Origin of the sequence: Streptomyces sp. YS415, from assembly GCF_023544665.1 — a bacterium.
Classification (GTDB): domain Bacteria; phylum Actinomycetota; class Actinomycetes; order Streptomycetales; family Streptomycetaceae; genus Streptomyces.
Window position 1 is genome coordinate 11,291 of sequence record NZ_JAMJFL010000042.1, and the last position, 16,585, is coordinate 27,875.

The window sequence follows — 16,585 nt, forward strand, 5'->3', positions numbered from 1 at the left end:
CTGATGCATGAATCCACTGCCGCGCACAGGTGTTTGTGCCTTTGTGAAGGGCATATGGCCAGTACGCGCGTGCCGCCGGCCGGGGTTGTGACGGCCACCGGCCAGCAGCGCAGGCCGGGGGGCGGGCGGCTCCCCGGCGAAGGGAACGGCCCCCCGCGTGGTGGGTGGCAACACGCGGGGGGCCGTTCCTGAGGGGTCGACTACTCGACCGTCACCGACTTGGCCAGGTTCCTCGGCTTGTCGATGTCCCGGCCCAGGGCCAGGGCCGTGTGGTAGGCGAGGAGTTGGAGCGGGATGCCCATCAGGATGGGGTCCAGTTCGTCCTCGTTCTTCGGGACCACGATCGTCTGGTCGGCCTTCTCCTGGGGCTGGTGGGCCACCGCGAGGATCTTGCCGCTGCGGGCCTTGATCTCCTCCATGGCCGCGCGGTTCTTCTCCAGGAGGTCGTCGTTCGGGACGATCGCCACCGTGGGGAGGGCCGGCTCGATCAGGGCCAGCGGGCCGTGCTTGAGCTCGGAGGCGGGGTAGGCCTCCGCGTGGATGTAGGAGACCTCCTTGAGCTTCAGCGAGGCCTCCCGGGCCACCGGGTAGCCGCGGACCCGGCCGATGAAGAGCATCGAGCGGGCCTCGGCGTACTCCTCGGCCAGCTTCTTGATCTCGTCCTCCTGCTCCAGCATCTCGGAGATCTGGCCGGGCAGCTTGCGCAGGCCCTCGATGATCCGTTTGCCGTCGCGGACCGAGAGGTCACGGGTGCGGCCCAGGTGCAGGGCGAGCAGGGCGAAGGCCACCGTGGTGTTGGTGAAGCACTTGGTGGAGACCACGCAGACCTCGGGGCCGGCGTGCACGTAGATGCCGCCGTCCGCCTCGCGGGCGATGGCCGAGCCGACGACGTTGACGATGCCGAGGACCCGGGCGCCCTTGCGCTTGAGCTCCTGGACGGCCGCGAGGACGTCGTACGTCTCACCGGACTGGGAGACCGCGATGTAGAGGGTGTCGGGGTCCACGACCGCGTTGCGGTAGCGGAACTCCGAGGCCGGCTCGGCGTCCGCGGGGATCCGGGCCAGCTCCTCGATCATCTGGGCGCCGATCATGCCCGCGTGGTACGAGGTGCCGCAGCCGAGGATCTTCACGCGGCGGATCCGGCGCGCCTCGCGGGCGTCCAGGTTGAGGCCGCCGAGGTGCACGGTGGAGAAGCGGTCGTCGATCCGGCCGCGCAGCACCCGGTCCACGGCGTCGGCCTGCTCGTGGATCTCCTTGTGCATGTAGGTGTCGTGGCCGCCCATGTCGTAGGAGGCGGCCTCCCACTCGACGGTGGTGGGCTCGGCCGTCGTCCGTGTGCCCTCGGTGGTGTAGGTGCGGAAGTCGTCGGCCTTGAGGGTGGCCATCTCGCCGTCGTCGAGGGTCACTATCTGCCGCGTGTGGGCGACCAGCGCGGCGATGTCCGAGGCGACGAACATCTCCTTCTCGCCGATGCCGAGGACGACCGGCGAGCCGTTGCGGGCGACCACGATCCGGTCCGGGAAGTCGGCGTGCAGGACGGCGATGCCGTACGTGCCCTCGATCAGCCGGAGCGTCTCGCGGACCTTGTCCTCCAGCTTCTCGCCCTGCGCGCGGGAGATGAGGTGGACGAGGACCTCGGTGTCGGTCTCGGAGAGGAACTCGACACCGTCCGCCTCCAGCTTGCGGCGCAGGTCGGAGGCGTTGTCGATGATGCCGTTGTGGACGACGGCGACCTTGCCCTCGGCGTCCAGGTGCGGGTGGGCGTTGACGTCGGAGGGGGCGCCGTGGGTGGCCCAGCGGGTGTGGGCGATACCGGTGGTGCCCTTGAAGCGGACCGGGACCTTGGCCTCCAGGTCACGGACCCGGCCCTTGGCCTTGACCGTCCTCAGACCGCTGCTCTTGGGCGAGGTGACCGCGATGCCCGCCGAGTCGTAGCCGCGGTACTCCAGGCGCTGGAGGCCTTCGAGCAGCAGCGGGGCCACGTCGCGCTTGCCGATGTAACCGACGATTCCGCACATGTATGGGTATTCCTAGCCGTAGACGATCCGGCGCAGCTGCCGGAGGGTGAGCTCCGGCGGTGCCACCGCCCGGTATTTCAGGTCCGCCTCGATCCGTTCGAAGATCGCCGTGTTCACCAGGCCCTGGGCCTGGAGTTCGCGGTGGCGGCGACGGACGTACTCCTCGGTCGTCTCGTCGAAGTAGGCGAGCACGTCCTGGATCACGCGCAGCGCCTCGCCCCGGTTGAGGGGCGTGGACCGCGTCAGATGATCAACAAGTTCGTCGTGCACCCGCTAGATCCTGGGGTACCGGCCGTTCATTCGCAAGAATCCTGCCCGATTTCGGGCAGGGTCGTGTCGGTGGCTGGGGAAGAGCGTCACATTCGCTTGAGAATCGCCTGTTTTGCCAGGGCGAACTCCTCGTCCGTCAGGACGCCCGTGCGGTGCAGCTCGCCGAGCTCGCGCAGCCGTCGCAGCAGCGCGTCGTGGTCGTCCTCGGCGGTGGCCGGCAGCGCGGGGCGGGCGTCCGCCGGCTCCGGCCGCCGTACGTCCGCGGCGGCCGCCGGGTGCGGGAGCCGGGCCTGGACGGCCGCCGCGACCAGGGCCATCAGCGGGTCCTTCTTGAAGCCCCACAGCTCCACGGCGTTGGGGTCGTACTTCGGCGGGGCCTTGGTCGGGGCGTTGCGGACGGTGAAGCGGAGGTGGCCGTTCTCCAGGCCCACCGCGGGATGCCACTCCACGGCGGTGATGTCGGTGAGGCCGAGGACGCGGGCCCCCGCGGCGGCCTTGGCGTCCTCCGTCTTCCAGTTCCACTCCAGCCGGATCCGCTCGCCGTCGAAGCTCGCGGTGCCGTCACCGGCGGACACCGACAGCGGCACCGCCGGGCCCGGCAGCAGGTAGGCGTCCACCGGGTCGGCCGGGACCTGGTCCAGCAGGAGGGCGTTGCGGACCTCGTCCGTGAAGTACTCGGCGACGCCGTAGCGGTCGGACTCCACGAGCAGCTGGTAGGGGTCGTGGGGCTCGGTGAGCCGGCCGCCCGAGGCGTGCAGCAGGGGGTCGGCGCCGTCGCGCAGCCGCAGTCTGAGCCGCCCGGCCTTCTTGCCCTGCTCGAACGAGATGCCCGCCAACGCGCCCAGGGGGACGACGAGTTCGCCGAGGGTCTTGCGGAAAAGGCTGACGTTCTTGTCCCGGCCGGGCGTCAGCCGCAGCGCCTCCCCGTCGAAGACCCAGGTGCCGTCCTTCTGGATGATTTCCGCCATGGGGGTGATTGTTCCACCGGACTCGCGAGAGAGTGGTCTGTACCTATCGGAGCTCACCGAAGGGACCGACTGTGAGACAGCGCCACAGAACGCTTCGCCTCCTCGGCTCGCTGCTGCTCGTCGCGGCGGCCGGCGTCTCCGCGACCGGCGCGGTGCCCGCGGGGCCGGGGCCGACCGCGATCCCGCTCGACCGGGTGGTTCCCGCCCCGGCCTCCGTCGCGCCGGGCGGTTCCCCGTACCGCATCACCGACGGCACCCGGATCCGGGTCGACGACTCGCGCGAGGTGCGCCGGGTCGGGGAGTACCTCGCGGGCATCCTGCGGCCCTCCACCGGCTACCGGCTCCCGGTCACCACCCACGGCGGCGGCATCCGACTGCGCCTCGCCGAGGGGGCGTTCGGCGCGGAGGGCTACCGCCTCGACAGCGACCGCCGGGGTGTCGTCATCACCGCGGCCAGGCCCGCCGGGCTCTTCCACGGCGTCCAGACCCTGCGCCAGCTCCTCCCCGCCGCCGTGGAGAAGGACTCCGTGCAGCCCGGGCCCTGGCTGGTCGCGGGCGGCACGATCAAGGACACCCCGCGCTACGGCTGGCGCGGCGCGATGCTCGACGTCTCCCGGCACTTCTTCTCCGTCGACGAGGTCAAGCGGTACGTCGACCAGTTGGCGCTGTACAAGTTCAACAAGCTGCACCTGCACCTCAGCGACGACCAGGGCTGGCGGATCGCCATCGACTCCTGGCCGCGGCTCGCGACATACGGCGGCTCCACGCAGGTCGGCGGGGGTCCCGGGGGCTACTACACCAAGGACGACTACAGGGAGATCGTCCGCCACGCCGCCTCCCGGCACCTGGAGGTCGTCCCCGAGATCGACATACCGGGCCACACCAACGCGGCACTGGCCTCGTACGCCGAGCTGAACTGCGACGGGGTGGCGCCCCCGCTCTACACCGGCACCGAGGTCGGCTTCAGCTCGCTGTGCGTCGGCAAGGACCTCACGTACGACTTCGTGGAGGACGTGATCCGGGAGCTCGCCGCGCTCACCCCGGGCCGCTATCTGCACATCGGCGGGGACGAGGCGCACTCCACGCCGCACGCCGACTACGTGAAGTTCATGGACCGGGTGCAGCCCGTCGTCGCCGAGTACGGCAAGACGGTCATCGGCTGGCACCAGCTGACCGGGGCCTCGCCGGCGAAGGGGGCGCTCGCCCAGTACTGGGGGCTCGACGGCACCAGTGCGCAGGAGAAGGAGCAGGTCGCCGCGGCGGCGCGGGCCGGAACGGGGCTGATCCTCTCGCCGGCCGACCGGATCTACCTCGACATGAAGTACGACGAGAGCACTCCGCTGGGGCTGTCCTGGGCGGGGTACGTCGAGGTGCGGCGGTCGTACGACTGGGACCCCGGGGACTATCTGGCCGGGGTGCCCGAGTCGGCGGTGCGCGGGGTCGAGGCGCCGCTGTGGAGCGAGACGCTGCGGACGTCGGAGGACATCGAGTACATGGCGTTCCCGCGGGTTGCCGGGGTGGCCGAGCTGGGGTGGTCGCCTGCGGTGACGCATGACTGGGACGCATACAAGGTGCGGCTTGCTGCGCAGGCTGAGCGGTGGGAGGCGCTGGGAATTTCTTTCTACCGGTCGCCTCAGGTGCCTTGGTTGTGATTCGGGTGCGGGGCGGTGGGGGTTGATCGCGCAGTTCCCCGCGCCCCTAGGGAGTTTGTGCTGACGGGTGCCCAGGAGGACCGTCTCCTGGGCACCCGTCTGGCTTTGTCAGAACCCTGCTATGGGGTTCTTCAGCGTGCCGATCAGTTGGAGGGCGCCTGCTGGGTCCGCGAGGTCGACCATCTGCTGGTTGTTGCGGAGCTGGAGGCGGTTGAGGCAGGAGAGGGCGAACTCCGGGGCGAACATGTCGTACTGGCGGAACTTGTCCGCCAGTTCCGGCACCGTCGCCTGGTACGCGCGCGTGACCTCCGCGACCGTGCGCCAGAAGTCTTCCTCCGTCAGGACGCCCTCGGTCGCGAGGTTCGCGGCGAGGAAGCGGAAGTAGCAGTCGAAGACGTCCGTGAAGATCGACAGCAGTTTCGTGTCCTCGGGGACGTCCACGCGCAGCCGCTCCACCGTCGGCGGCAGCACCGCGTCCGGGTCCATGACCGCGATCTCCTCGGCGATGTCCTTGTAGATCGCGCGCTGGACGACACCGTCCTTCAGGACGAGGATCACGTTCTCGCCGTGCGGCATGAAGACGAGGTCGTAGGCGTAGAAGCTGTGCAGCAGCGGGGTGAAGTACGCCGTCAGGTAGCGGCGCAGCCACTCCGTCGGCGCCAGCCCCGACTGCTCGATCAGGGCGGTCGCGAAGGATGTGCCCTCGTGGTCGACGTGGACCAGGGAGGCCATGGTGGCCAGCGTCTCGCCGTCGCGGAGGGAGGGCACCGGGCTCTCCCGCCACAGCGCGGCCAGCATCTTGCGGTACGGCGAATAGCGGTCCGTCGCCGCCTCGTACTCCAGGTGCCGGTAGCCGACCGCCGCGCGCTCGCGGATGATCGACAGGCCCGTCTCCTTGAGCACCGGGTCGTTCTCGATGAGCTGGGCGAGCCAGTCGTTGATGGCCGGGGTCGCCTCCATGTACGCCGCCGACAGGCCGCGCATGAAGCCCATGTTGATGACGGACAGAGCCGTCTTCACGTAGTGCTTCTCGGGGCTGGAGGTGTTGAAGAAGGTCCGGATGGACTGCTGGGCCAGGTACTCGTCGTCGCCCTCGCCCAGGCACACCAGGTGCCCCCGGGCGACCTCGGCGGCGAAGGTGACCGTCAGCTTGTTCCACCACTGCCAGGGGTGGACGGGGATGAGGAAGTAGTCGGCGGGGTCCAGGTCCTGCGCGCGCAGGATGCCGTGGAACCGCTCGACGGTGTCCTCGCCCAGTTCGTCCCGGATGAAGGACTCGTACTCCAGGCCGACGCCGGCCGTGAACGCGGCCCGCGACCTGTGCGCGGCCAGCCAGATCAGCCGGACCGGGCTCGCGGTCTCGGGGGCGTACGCCAGGTATTCGTGGATGCCGAAGCCGAGCCGGCCGTTGTTGGCGACGAAGCAGGGGTGGCCCTCGGTCATCCCGGTCTCGATGGCCTGGAAGCCGCTGCGGGCCAGCTCGGCGGCCGGGATCTGCGGCTTGGTGAGCTTGAAGCAGATGCCGGAGAGGGTGGAGGAGATCTCCTCCAGGTAGACCGGCAGGATGGCGTCGCTCAGCCCGAGCGCCTGCTTCAGCTCGATGAAGAAGTCGAGTGCGGCGAGCGGCAGTTCGGCGCCGTCGCGGTGCCGGGAGATGGAGCCGGCGTCGACCTGCCAGTGGTCCAGGGCGCGGCGCACGGCGGTGAACCGGTACCGGGTCAGGCCGTCGTCGCTGCGGACCTCGAAGCCGCCGTCGGCGGTGGCCTCGGGCGTGATCAGCCGCTCGTGCGCGAACTCGGCGAGTGCCTTGCGGACGAGGAGGCGGTTGGCCTGCTCCCAGCGTTCGGGGGAGAGGTGGGCCACGGAGTCGGCGAGGGTCATGCGGTCACCCCCGTCGCCACCAAGAACTGTTCCCGGGTGCAGAAGCTCAGCAGCGCCTTCTTCTCCGGCTTCTGGATCTCGTGGGAGGGCACGAATCCGACGGCCTCGTTCAGCGCGTGGACGGCCTTGTTGGCGATGTCGGGTTCGACCACGACCCGCTGGACCGCCGGGTCCTCGAAGAGGTGCGCCATCACGGCGGTGATGACGGAGCGGGTGAAGCCGTGCACGGGGGTGTCGGTGGGCGGCGTCAGGAAGTGCATGCCGATGTCGCCCGGCCGCGGCTCGTACAGGCCGACCAGTTCGCGGTGGGCCGGGTCGTACTTCTCCATCAGGAAGGCGGGCTCGCCGTCCTTCAGCCCCAGCAGGGCGTGATGGTGCTCGTCGGCCGCGATCTCCATGTAGGCGCGCTCGACGTCCTCCAGTCTGGCGTCCTGCATCATCCAGAAGGCGGCCTTGGGGTGCGTGACCCAGCGGTGCAGCAGCTCGGCGTCCTTGAGGGGGTCGAGCGGGCGGAAGGTGAAGGTCATACGGCGAACTCCTGGAACGCGATGGTCTTCTCGACCGGGTAGTACTCGCTGCCGAGCAGCTCACTGATGATGAAGCTGTTGCGGTAGGCGCCCATCCCCAGGTCGGGGCTGGTGATGCTGTGGGTGTGCACGCCGGCGTTCTGGAGGAACACACCCCGGCCCGTCACGTCGATGGCGTAGTTGCGGGCGACGTCGAAGTTGCCGCGCGAGTCCCGCACCAGACGGTCGCTCACCGGCTTGAGGAAGTCCGGCTCGGTGTACGCGTAGCCGGTGGCCAGCACCAGGCCCTGTGTGTCGAGCTCGTAGTCCTTGTCCTGCTCCTCCTGGTGGAAGGAGAGGGTGTAGGTGCCGTTCTCGTAACGGGCCGCCTCGAGCGAGGAGTTGGTGAGCAGCCGGGTGGGCACCGGGCCGCCGAGGTTCTTCTGGTACAGCAGATCGAAGATCTCGTTGATGAGATCGCCGTCGATGCCCTTGAACAGGCCCTTCTGCTGGGCGGTGAGGCGGTAGCGGGTGGCCTCCGGCAGCGCGCGGTAGTAGTCGATGTACTCCGGCGAGGTCATCTCCAGCGTGAGCTTGGTGTACTCCAGCGGGAAGAAGCGCGGGGAGCGGGTCACCCAGTTCAGCCGGTAGCCGTGGACGTCGATCTCGGTGAGGAGGTCGTAGTAGATCTCGGCGGCGGACTGGCCGGAGCCGACGATGGTGATCGACTCCTTCTTCTGCAGCTCCGCCTTGTTCTGCATGTAGCGGGAGTTGTGGAAGAAGTCGCCGCCCAGGCCGCGTACGGCTTCGGGGTAGTGCGGGGAGGTGCCGGTGCCGAGGACGAGGTGCCGGGCGCGGTAGGTGTCCCCGGCGGTGGTCCGCACGACGTACAGCTCGTCCTCGTACGTCACCTCGGTGACCGTGGTGGAGAAGCGGACGCTGCTCAGCCTGTTCGCGGCCCAGCGGCAGTAGTCGTCGTACTCCACCCGCAGCGGATAGAAGTTCTCGCGGATGTAGAACGAGTACAGCCGACCCTTCTCCTTCAGGTAGTTGAGGAAGGAGTACGGCGAGGTCGGGTCGGCGAGGGTGACCAGGTCGGACATGAACGGGGTCTGCAGGTGGGCGCCGTCCAGGAACATGCCCGCGTGCCACTCGAAGTCGGGCTTCGACTCCAGGAAGACACCGTGGAGTTCGTCGATGGGCTCGGTGAGGCAGGCCAGGCCGAGGTTGAAGGGGCCGAGCCCGATGCCCACGAAGTCGTAGGTCGTGTGCGTGGGTTCAGGAAGCGCGGTCAAGGGACTCTCCCAGGTACTGCTCGGCGTGGCCGGCGATCAGGTCGAGGACGGCGGCGATGTCATCCGTCGTGGTCTCGGGGTTGAGCAGGGTGAACTTCAGGTAGTGGCGGCCGCCGACCTTGGTGCCCGCGACGACGGCGGCACCGGAGGCGAACAGGGCCTTGCGGGCGTAGAGGTTGGCGCGGTCGATCTCGGCCGGGTCGGTCACCGCGGCCGGGATGTAGCGGAAGACGAGGGTGGACAGGCGGGGCTCGACCACGACGTCGAAGCGCGGGTCGGCGGCCAGCAGCTTCCAGCCCTCGGCGGTCAGGTCGACGACCTCGTCGAAGAGCTGCCCGATGCCGTCGGCGCCCATCACGCGCAGGGTCATCCACAGCTTCAGCGCGTCGAAGCGGCGGGTGGTCTGCAGGGACTTGTCGACCTGGTTGGGGATGCGTTCCTGCACCATCCGCCGCGGGTTGAGGTACTCCGCGTGGTAGGTGGCGTGGCGCAGGGTGGCCGCGTCCCGGACCAGCACGGCGGACGAACTCACCGGCTGGAAGAAGGACTTGTGGTAGTCGACGGTGACCGAGTCGGCGCGCTCGATGCCGTCGATCCGGTCCCGGTACTTCACGGAGGCGAGCAGCCCGCAGCCGTAGGCGGCGTCCACGTGCATCCACGCGCCGTACTGGTCGCACAGCTCGGCGATCTCCGGCAGCGGGTCGATGGAGCCGAAGTCGGTGGTGCCGGCGGTGGCGACGACGGCCATCGGGACGAGACCGTCCTGCTTGCAGCGCTCCAGCTCCCGGGCGAGGGCGACGGTCTGCATGCGCTTGTCGTGGTCGACGGGGACGGAGACCACGGCGTCCGGGCTCAGGCCGAGGAGTTTGGCCGACTTCTTGACGCTGAAGTGGCTGACCTCGGAGGCGAAGATGCGCAGGGTGTCGAAGGACTCCGCCTTGGCCTCCTCGCGGGCCAGCAGCAGCGCCTGGAGGTTGGACTGGGTGCCGCCGGAGGTGAACACCCCGTCTGCGGCCGGGCCGAGGCCGATCCGGGCGGTCGTCCAGTCGATGAGCTTGCGCTCGATCAGGGTGCCGCCGGCCGACTGGTCCCAGGTGTCCAGGGAGGAGTTGACCGCGGACAGGATCGCCTCGCCGAGCACCGCCGGGATGACGACCGGGCAGTTGAGGTGGGCCAGGTAGCGCGGGTGGTGGAAGTAGATCGCGTCGCGGAGGTAGACGTCCTCCAGCTCGTCGAGGGCCGCCGCGGTGTCCAGCAGCGGCTTGTCGAGGTCGATCGCGTCGATGGTGGGGGCGAGGGCGTCGACCGTGACGCCGGTGAACGGACGTTCGGTGGCGGCGATTTTGGCGGCCACCCGCTCGATTCCTTCGGTCACGGAGCTGCGGTACTGCTCCGCGGTCGTGTCATTGAGCAGGTGCGAGCGCATGGGGGGTCCTCCGAGGGGAAGTCCGTGCGGGACGAGGTGAAGCGGAGTGGGGAGGGAGCGAGAAGGTCGATCAACTTAGGTAAGCCTAACCTAATTTCATCGTCCGTCAGGCAGCCGGAACCCGACCCCGTCCGTGACGGTGGTCACTTCCGTCACTTCACTCGCCGAGCTCCCGCAGCTGCTCCTCCGTCAGTCCGCGCCGCCAGTAGCCGACGAAGGTGACCCGGCGCCGGTCGATGCCGCGCTCCCCGACGAAGTGGCGGCGCAGCGCCTTCACGCACCCCGACTCGCCCGCGATCCAGACGTACGGGTGCTCGGCGGGCGGGAGTTGAGCATCGCGCAGGGCGTCGAGGGCCATGGGGGAGCCCTCGGCGCCCTGGTCCTGGCGGACCAGCCAGGTGATCTCGGCGTCCGCCTCGGTCACCGGCTCCTGGATGTCCCCGAAGTGCCGCACCTCCAGCCAGACCCGGGCTCGGGTGCCGGCCGGCAGCGACTCGACGATGGCGCAGACGGCCGGTACGGCGGTCTCGTCGCCCCACAGCACCATGAGGTCGGTGTCGGCGGGCGGGCGGAACCGGATGGCGCGGTTGTCGGCGACGGCGGGCCCGATGAGCAGGACGCGGTCCCCGGCGGCGGCCCGTGCGGCCCACCCGGAGGCGGGCCCGGCGGGCTCGTGCAGCACGAAGTCGATGTCGATCTCGTCCGGCTCCCGCCGCAGTTCGCGCAGGGTGTACGAGCGCATCACGGCCCGTACGTCCTCCGGCAGGTCGCGCCAGCCCTGCCACCACCCGTCCCCGAGTTCGACGGGGACGGCCGGAGCGTCCTGCCCCGGGTGCGGCAGGAACAGCGACAGCGACTGGTCCCGTCCGTCGGAGTGGAAGTCGCGCAGCTCCTCCCCGCCGAACGTCACCCGGACCAGAGACGGGCCGAGCCGCCGAGTCCGTACGACCCGAAGGGAGAAGAAACGGAATTCGGCGGCAACGGCCGTGCTCATGGCTGCTCCTGGGTGAGCGTCAGGGGGAGACCGGCAGGGAGGTCAGCTGACCTTCTTCGCGTTCTCGATGGCCTCGGCCAGGTTGTCCAGCAGCGGCGTGCACTTGTCGTAGGACAGGATCGGCTCGGGCGAGCGCGGGATGACCTGGCCGGCCTTGACGGCGGGCAGCTTCTTCCAGGTCGCCTCGGTGATGTCCGCGGGCTGGATCGTCGAGGAGCGGTCGTCCATCAGGATGATGTCGGCGTCGTACTTGTCGACGTTCTCCCAGCTGAGCGCCTCGTACCAGCCGGCGCTCTCGGCCTTGGCCTTCTCCGAGGGCTCGACGAAGTTCACGCCGAGGGACTTGAAGTACTCCAGGTCGATGGAGAAGTTGGTGCCGGAGACGTAGAAGATGCTCTCCGCGGCGGAGCCGGCCATCACCTTGATCTCGGGCTTCGCCTTGGCGGCGGCGCGCAGCCGGGCGGCGGCGGTCTCGAACTTCTTCTTCGACTCGGCGATCTCGGTGGACTTCATGTCCGCGCCCAGCGACTCGGCCAGCTCCCACATGCGCTGCAGCGGCTCGGTGATCTGGCGGTCGAAGACGGAGACGGCGACGCTCGGGGCGAGCTTGGCGATCTTGTCCGCGGACTCGACGGGCACGGACCACAGGGTGCCGGCGTCGTCGAACGTCGTGGTGATGAGCACGTCGGGGGCGAGGGCCGCGTACTTCTCGATGTTGAGCTTGCCCCACTCGTTGCCGAGCACGGTGACCTTGCTGACGTCGAGGTCGCCGGCCTGGACGTCGGGCTTGCCGTCCGCGGTCGTGGTCGGGCCGAAGACGCCCTTGACCTGGATGCCGTAGTCGAACAGGGCGGCGGCGACACCGGTGAAGGCGACGATGTTCGCCGGCACCCTGTCGAGCTTCACCGTGGTGCCGCGGTCGTCCTTGAAGGACCACGGGCCGGACTTCGCGGCGGCCGTCCCCTGGTCAGAGCCACCGCTTTTGGTGTCGTCGTCTCCGCAGGCCGCGAGCACGGCACCGAGGCCGAGGGCGCCGCCCGCGGCGAGGATGCCACGGCGGGTGAGGTGGGTGGCGCTGGCGTTGGACATGGTGTGGCTGCTTTCGAACGGGACGGAGCGTCCGCCGGACAAGTTCGAAGGTAGGTTAGCCTAACCTCACGCGCCGGCCCACTGGGGGCGGCCGGGAAGACGCCCCTGGTGTGCGGCCGCCCTCATTTCTCTGACCGTGACACGCCCCGTTCGGGTCTCGTTTGCCGATTGTTCTTCCGCTTCTTGGTCTCTATTCCGTGAATTGTTCAAGGTGTGAGCAATTCGCGGATAAATCTTGACTGCGATCAATCAAGGTACGTAGAAATTACGCCTGTTGGGGACTTGGGGATCACGGGGGTCAGCAGTGACGCGTGTTCTGGCATGCCGTCAAAGACCGCGCTCCCACCAGTCTCTCCGGCACCACCGGCTACGTCCTGGGCGTCAGCTACTCCGCCCTGGGCCAGACGGAACAGCTCACCCTGGGCACCTCCGCCGCGACCGGCACCAAGAAGGCCTACCTCACCAACACCTACGAGGAGGGCACCGGCCGGCTCACGCAGGCGGTGCTGACCGACCAGACCCACCCGTACGAGGTGCAGGAGCTCAACTACGCCTACGACGACACCGGCAACGTCATCTCCATCAAGGACCCGACGACGCTGGGCGGCACCTCGGCGGCGGACAACCAGTGCTTCGCGTACGACGGCCACCGCCGACTGACCGAGTCCTGGACGCCGTCCGACGGCAACTGCGCGGCGACGCGCGCCACTTCGGGCCTGGGCGGGCCGAGCCCGTACTGGACCTCGTACACCTACACCGATGCCGGCCTGCGCGCGACGGAGACCACCCACACCACGTCCGCGACCACCACGAAGACCTACTGCTACAGCGCCACCCAGCCGCACGCCCTCACCGCGACGACGACCGCCGCGTCCTGCACCGGCGTCACCCCCGTCTACGCCTACGACACCGCGGGTCACACCACCGCCCGCCCCGACGGCAGCGCCACCCAGTCCCTCACCTGGTCCCCCGAGGGCAAGGTCGCCGAGCTGAAGGAGGGCGCGTCCACCACCGGCTACGTCTACGACGCCGACGGCAACCTGCTCATCCGGCGCAACGCCTCCGGTGAGACCGTTCTCTACCTGGGCACGACCGAGGTCCACCTCGACAACGCCACCGGCAAGTACTGGGGACAGCGCTACTACGGCTTCGACGGCAACGCGGTCGCCCTGCGCACCAACAAGAGCGGCACCGACACCCTGTGCTGGCTCGCCGCCGACCAGCACGGCACGTCCAGCGTGGCGCTCAACGCCTCGACCCAGGCGATCACCAAGCGCTACACCACGCCGTTCGGCGCGACCCGCTCCGGCGGGACGGGCAGCTGGCCCGACGACAAGGCGTTCCTCGGCAAGACGGCGGACGCGAGCACCGGACTGACGCACATCGGAGCCCGCGAGTACGACCCGTCGACGGGCCGCTTCATCAGCGCCGATCCGCTCCTGGAGGCCGACAAGCCGCAGACCCTCAACGGTTACACCTACGCCGCGAACAACCCGGTCTCCTTCTCCGACCCGAGCGGCGAGCAGCTCATCGAGTGCGCGCAGGGCCTGATCGAGTGCCGGGGTGGGATGCCGGTCAGTCACCACAAGAAGAAGTCCTCCACGTCCTCCTCGTCCTCCGGCTCCAGCGGCGGTAACGGACACAGCGGCAAGACCGTCGTCCGCAACGGAGGCCAGAGCAACGTCGGCTCCGCCTGCGCCCTGACGTTCCACATGAGCGGCCACGACGCCGCCGTCTGCCAGTCCGGTTACGCGGCACAGGTGTGGGCCATGGAGATGAAGGTCGAGGGCTACGTCACGGTGGACATCGGCGACGGCGGCACGACCGCCAACTCCATCCCGGGCGCGAGCGGTAACGACACGGGCAACGACGGTGCCGCCGACGTGATCCTCTGGACCAAGGACAAGGTGTACATCTGGGAGGTCAAGCCGGGGAACGCCTACGGCAAGACGGATGGCCCCAAGGACCTGACCAGGTATGTCGAGGGCATGCAGGACTATCTGGAGGACGAGGGCGACGACCGGACCGTGGAACGCGGGGCCGGCCTGCTCTCGGGCCGGGCGGCGTCCCGGGAGGGCGTCGTGAACGTCTGGTCCAAGGCGGAGTACCCGGGCATGCGCTTCTACGGGCGCAAGAACCGGGACAACCCCACGCCCAAGCCCGGGCCCAGCCCCACACCCAAGCCCACGGCGAGCACCGCGGCACCGGTCGAGGAACCGGCGCCGGGAACGGTGGACGCCCCGGCCGTGGAACCGGCGCCGGGCCCGACCGGGGTGGCCTCGGCCGGCGGGGCGGCGGGTGGCTTCCAGATCTCTCCGGATGCGCAGAAGGCCGGAGCGGGAGCGGTCATCTTCACCGGCGTGCTGTTCACGGTCGGCTTCTTCGTCAACGGCCTCACGGGCGGGGCCTTCGCCTAGCGGGGCTCCCAGTAGGGTCGAGGACGACGGGAGAAGGGGAAGGCCATGATGGATGAGGGAGCACCCGGCATGGACGTGACCATCTGGGCCACGCTCGACGAGCAGGCGCCCGTGCCGCGCGGCGACCTGGTCGTGCTCTGGTTCCGGACCGCGATCGACTTCCTCTTCTCCGGTGAGGCGAAGGAGACCGCCGACTCGTATGCGGTTGTCACCGAATCGTTCAGTGGCGGGCGGGAGACCCGACTCAGGGACGTTCGGCAGAACTGGCCGACGCTCGCCGACGCATTGCGTCCGCATCCCTTCCACGCAAGCGTCGGCTTCCACGAGCCGTCGGTGGACGAGGAGGAATGGGTCGACGACTTCGGGCGCGTCGGCAGCAGCCACAAGGGCCGCGGCGGCAGCCACACCGAGCTGTCCGCGGCTGTCCGGGCGGGAGACCGCATCGGCGACCCGGAGTTCTGTGCCCGCCTGGTCGACTTCCTGGCCGCCGCTCTTGACGGCGCCGACCCGGCCTTCGCGCGCGTCGACCACCTGAACTTCCATGACACCCCCGACCTGGAGGCGGCCCTGCGCCGGGGACACCGCAAGTACCTGCGTGAGTGCCGCAGCCACCTCCGCGGCTACTCCTGGGTCACCGGCGTACCCTCCGAACTCGCCGCCCGGCTCGGCGGCGCCTCGCGGCTCGCGGTCAGCGGCGCCTTCCACGCCGTACGGGAGCTACGCGGTGGCGGGCTGCTGTTGCAGGCGACCGAGACGCTCGCCGGGTACGACGACAGGGCGATGCGCGAGGTGTTCCGTGCCCTGGCGCCGGTACTGCCGCCCGGCATCCCCGAGCACGACCCCGCCCGCGAGAACCTCCGGGTCGTCTTCGAGGACGCGAGCGGGGTCTGACGTCCGCCTGAGGGTCAGCCCACCAGCCCCAGCTCCCGGGCGATCAGCATCCGCTGGACCTCGCTCGTGCCCTCGCCGATCTCCAGGATCTTGGAGTCGCGCCACATCCGGGCCACCGGGTACTCGTTCATGAAGCCGTAGCCGCCGTGGATCTGGGTGGCGTCGCGGGCGTTGTCCACCGCGATCGTGGAGGAGTAGAGCTTGGCCAGCGCCGCCTCCTTCTTGAAGGGTTCGCCGGAGACGAGGCGGCTGGCGGCGTCGCGCCAGGCGAGGCGGGCCGTGTGGGACTTCATCTCCATGTCGGCGATCTTGAACTGGATGGCCTGGTTGGCGCCGATCGGGCGGCCGAACGCCTGGCGTTCCTTGGCGTACTTCACCGACTCGTCCACACAGCCCTGCGCCAGGCCCGTCGCCAGCGCCGCGATGGCGATGCGGCCCTCGTCCAGGATGCGCAGGAACTGGGCGTAGCCGCGGCCCAGCTCGCCCAGAAGGTTCGACGCCGGGACCCGGACGTCCTGGAAGGACAGCTCGCGGGTGTCCGAGGCGTTCCAGCCGACCTTGGAGTAGGGGGCCGCGACGGTGAAACCGGGGGTGCCGGACGGGACGATGATCGAGGAGATCAGCGGCTTGCCGTCCGGCCCCCGGCCGGTCACCGCCGTCACCGTGACCAGGCCCGTGATGTCCGTGCCGGAGTTGGTGATGAAGCACTTGGTGCCGTTGATCACCCACTCGTTCGTCGACTCGTCGAGGCGGGCCGTGGTGCGGGTCGCGCCCGCGTCGCTGCCGCCGTCGGGTTCCGTAAGGCCGAAGGCGCCCAGCATCTCGCCCGAGCACAGCCGGGGCAGCCACTGGCGCTTCTGCTCCTCGGTGCCGAACAGATGGAGCGGCATCGCGCCCAGCGAGACGCCCGCCTCCAGGGTGATGGCCACCGAGGAGTCGACGCGGGCCAGTTCCTCCAGCGCGATGCCCAGCGCGAGGTAGTCGCCGCCCATGCCGCCGTACTCCTCGGGGAACGGCAGCCCGAACAGGCCCATGCGGCCCATCTCGCGCACGATCTCGTACGGGAACTCATGGCGCTCGTACAGGTCGCCGATCTTCGGCGCCACGACGTCGTGAGCGAACTCCGCGACCGTGCGGCGCAGTTCTTCGAGCTCGGGGGAGAGCTTGTGGTCCATCGG

At 69.4% G+C, this 16,585-nt stretch carries 13 protein-coding genes; 3 read left to right on the forward strand and 10 right to left on the reverse strand.

Annotated elements, in window-relative coordinates:
- Positions 1-200 precede the first annotated feature (200 nt).
- The 3 genes from glmS to M8H82_RS33270 all read right to left on the reverse strand — a co-directional run bounded on the left by glmS (position 201) and on the right by M8H82_RS33270 (position 3,256).
- A complete protein-coding gene (glmS, locus tag M8H82_RS33260; protein ID WP_250078892.1) occupies positions 201-2,018 on the reverse strand; it encodes a glutamine--fructose-6-phosphate transaminase (isomerizing) in 1,818 nt (605 codons plus the stop codon).
- A gap of 12 nt (positions 2,019-2,030) precedes the next feature.
- A complete protein-coding gene (locus M8H82_RS33265) occupies positions 2,031-2,288 on the reverse strand; it encodes a hypothetical protein (RefSeq protein WP_250078894.1) in 258 nt (85 codons plus the stop codon).
- 86 nt (positions 2,289-2,374) lie between these two features.
- The gene (locus tag M8H82_RS33270) at positions 2,375-3,256 is read right to left on the reverse strand and encodes a DUF4429 domain-containing protein (RefSeq protein ID WP_250078896.1); all 882 of its coding nucleotides are present in this window, start codon (positions 3,254-3,256) and stop codon (positions 2,375-2,377) included.
- A gap of 71 nt (positions 3,257-3,327) precedes the next feature.
- Between M8H82_RS33270 and M8H82_RS33275 the strand changes: the two genes are divergently transcribed.
- The gene (locus tag M8H82_RS33275) at positions 3,328-4,908 is read left to right on the forward strand and encodes a beta-N-acetylhexosaminidase (RefSeq protein WP_250078898.1); all 1,581 of its coding nucleotides are present in this window, start codon (positions 3,328-3,330) and stop codon (positions 4,906-4,908) included.
- 108 nt (positions 4,909-5,016) lie between these two features.
- On the opposite strand, the gene M8H82_RS33280 is transcribed toward M8H82_RS33275, so the two are convergent.
- The 6 genes from M8H82_RS33280 to M8H82_RS33305 all read right to left on the reverse strand — a co-directional run bounded on the left by M8H82_RS33280 (position 5,017) and on the right by M8H82_RS33305 (position 12,099).
- Positions 5,017-6,789 carry an IucA/IucC family siderophore biosynthesis protein gene (locus M8H82_RS33280; protein ID WP_250078900.1) on the reverse strand — a complete coding sequence of 591 codons (1,773 nt, stop codon included), beginning with the start codon at positions 6,787-6,789 and terminating at the stop codon, positions 5,017-5,019.
- A complete protein-coding gene (locus M8H82_RS33285; RefSeq protein ID WP_250078902.1) occupies positions 6,786-7,316 on the reverse strand; it encodes a GNAT family N-acetyltransferase in 531 nt (176 codons plus the stop codon). The genes M8H82_RS33280 and M8H82_RS33285 overlap by 4 nt, the downstream gene beginning before the upstream one ends.
- Complete coding sequence (locus tag M8H82_RS33290) at positions 7,313-8,590, reverse strand: lysine N(6)-hydroxylase/L-ornithine N(5)-oxygenase family protein (RefSeq protein WP_250078904.1); 1,278 nt, start codon at positions 8,588-8,590, stop codon at positions 7,313-7,315. The genes M8H82_RS33285 and M8H82_RS33290 overlap by 4 nt, the downstream gene beginning before the upstream one ends.
- Entirely contained in the window at positions 8,574-10,016 is a 1,443-nt protein-coding gene (desA, locus tag M8H82_RS33295; RefSeq protein ID WP_250078906.1) for a lysine decarboxylase DesA, read from the reverse strand. Before desA ends, M8H82_RS33290 begins: the two co-directional genes overlap by 17 nt.
- Positions 10,017-10,173: 157 nt before the next feature.
- Positions 10,174-11,010 carry a siderophore-interacting protein gene (locus tag M8H82_RS33300; RefSeq protein ID WP_250078908.1) on the reverse strand — a complete coding sequence of 279 codons (837 nt, stop codon included), beginning with the start codon at positions 11,008-11,010 and terminating at the stop codon, positions 10,174-10,176.
- Positions 11,011-11,052: 42 nt separating this feature from the next.
- Positions 11,053-12,099 carry an ABC transporter substrate-binding protein gene (locus M8H82_RS33305; protein WP_250078910.1) on the reverse strand — a complete coding sequence of 349 codons (1,047 nt, stop codon included), beginning with the start codon at positions 12,097-12,099 and terminating at the stop codon, positions 11,053-11,055.
- A 311-nt stretch (positions 12,100-12,410) separates the two neighbouring features.
- On the opposite strand from M8H82_RS33305, the gene M8H82_RS33310 reads away from it, so the two are divergent.
- Together M8H82_RS33310 and M8H82_RS33315 are read left to right on the forward strand one after the other, a co-directional pair.
- Positions 12,411-14,516, forward strand: coding sequence for an RHS repeat-associated core domain-containing protein (locus tag M8H82_RS33310; RefSeq protein ID WP_308293298.1), 2,106 nt, complete (start codon positions 12,411-12,413; stop codon positions 14,514-14,516).
- A gap of 69 nt (positions 14,517-14,585) precedes the next feature.
- Positions 14,586-15,407, forward strand: coding sequence for a hypothetical protein (locus M8H82_RS33315; RefSeq protein ID WP_250078912.1), 822 nt, complete (start codon positions 14,586-14,588; stop codon positions 15,405-15,407).
- 14 nt (positions 15,408-15,421) lie between these two features.
- Here the strand turns inward: M8H82_RS33315 and M8H82_RS33320 are convergent, their stop codons facing one another.
- Positions 15,422-16,582 (reverse strand): acyl-CoA dehydrogenase family protein, encoded by a 1,161-nt coding sequence (locus tag M8H82_RS33320; protein WP_250078914.1) that lies wholly within the window; start codon positions 16,580-16,582, stop codon positions 15,422-15,424.
- Positions 16,583-16,585 lie beyond the last annotated feature (3 nt).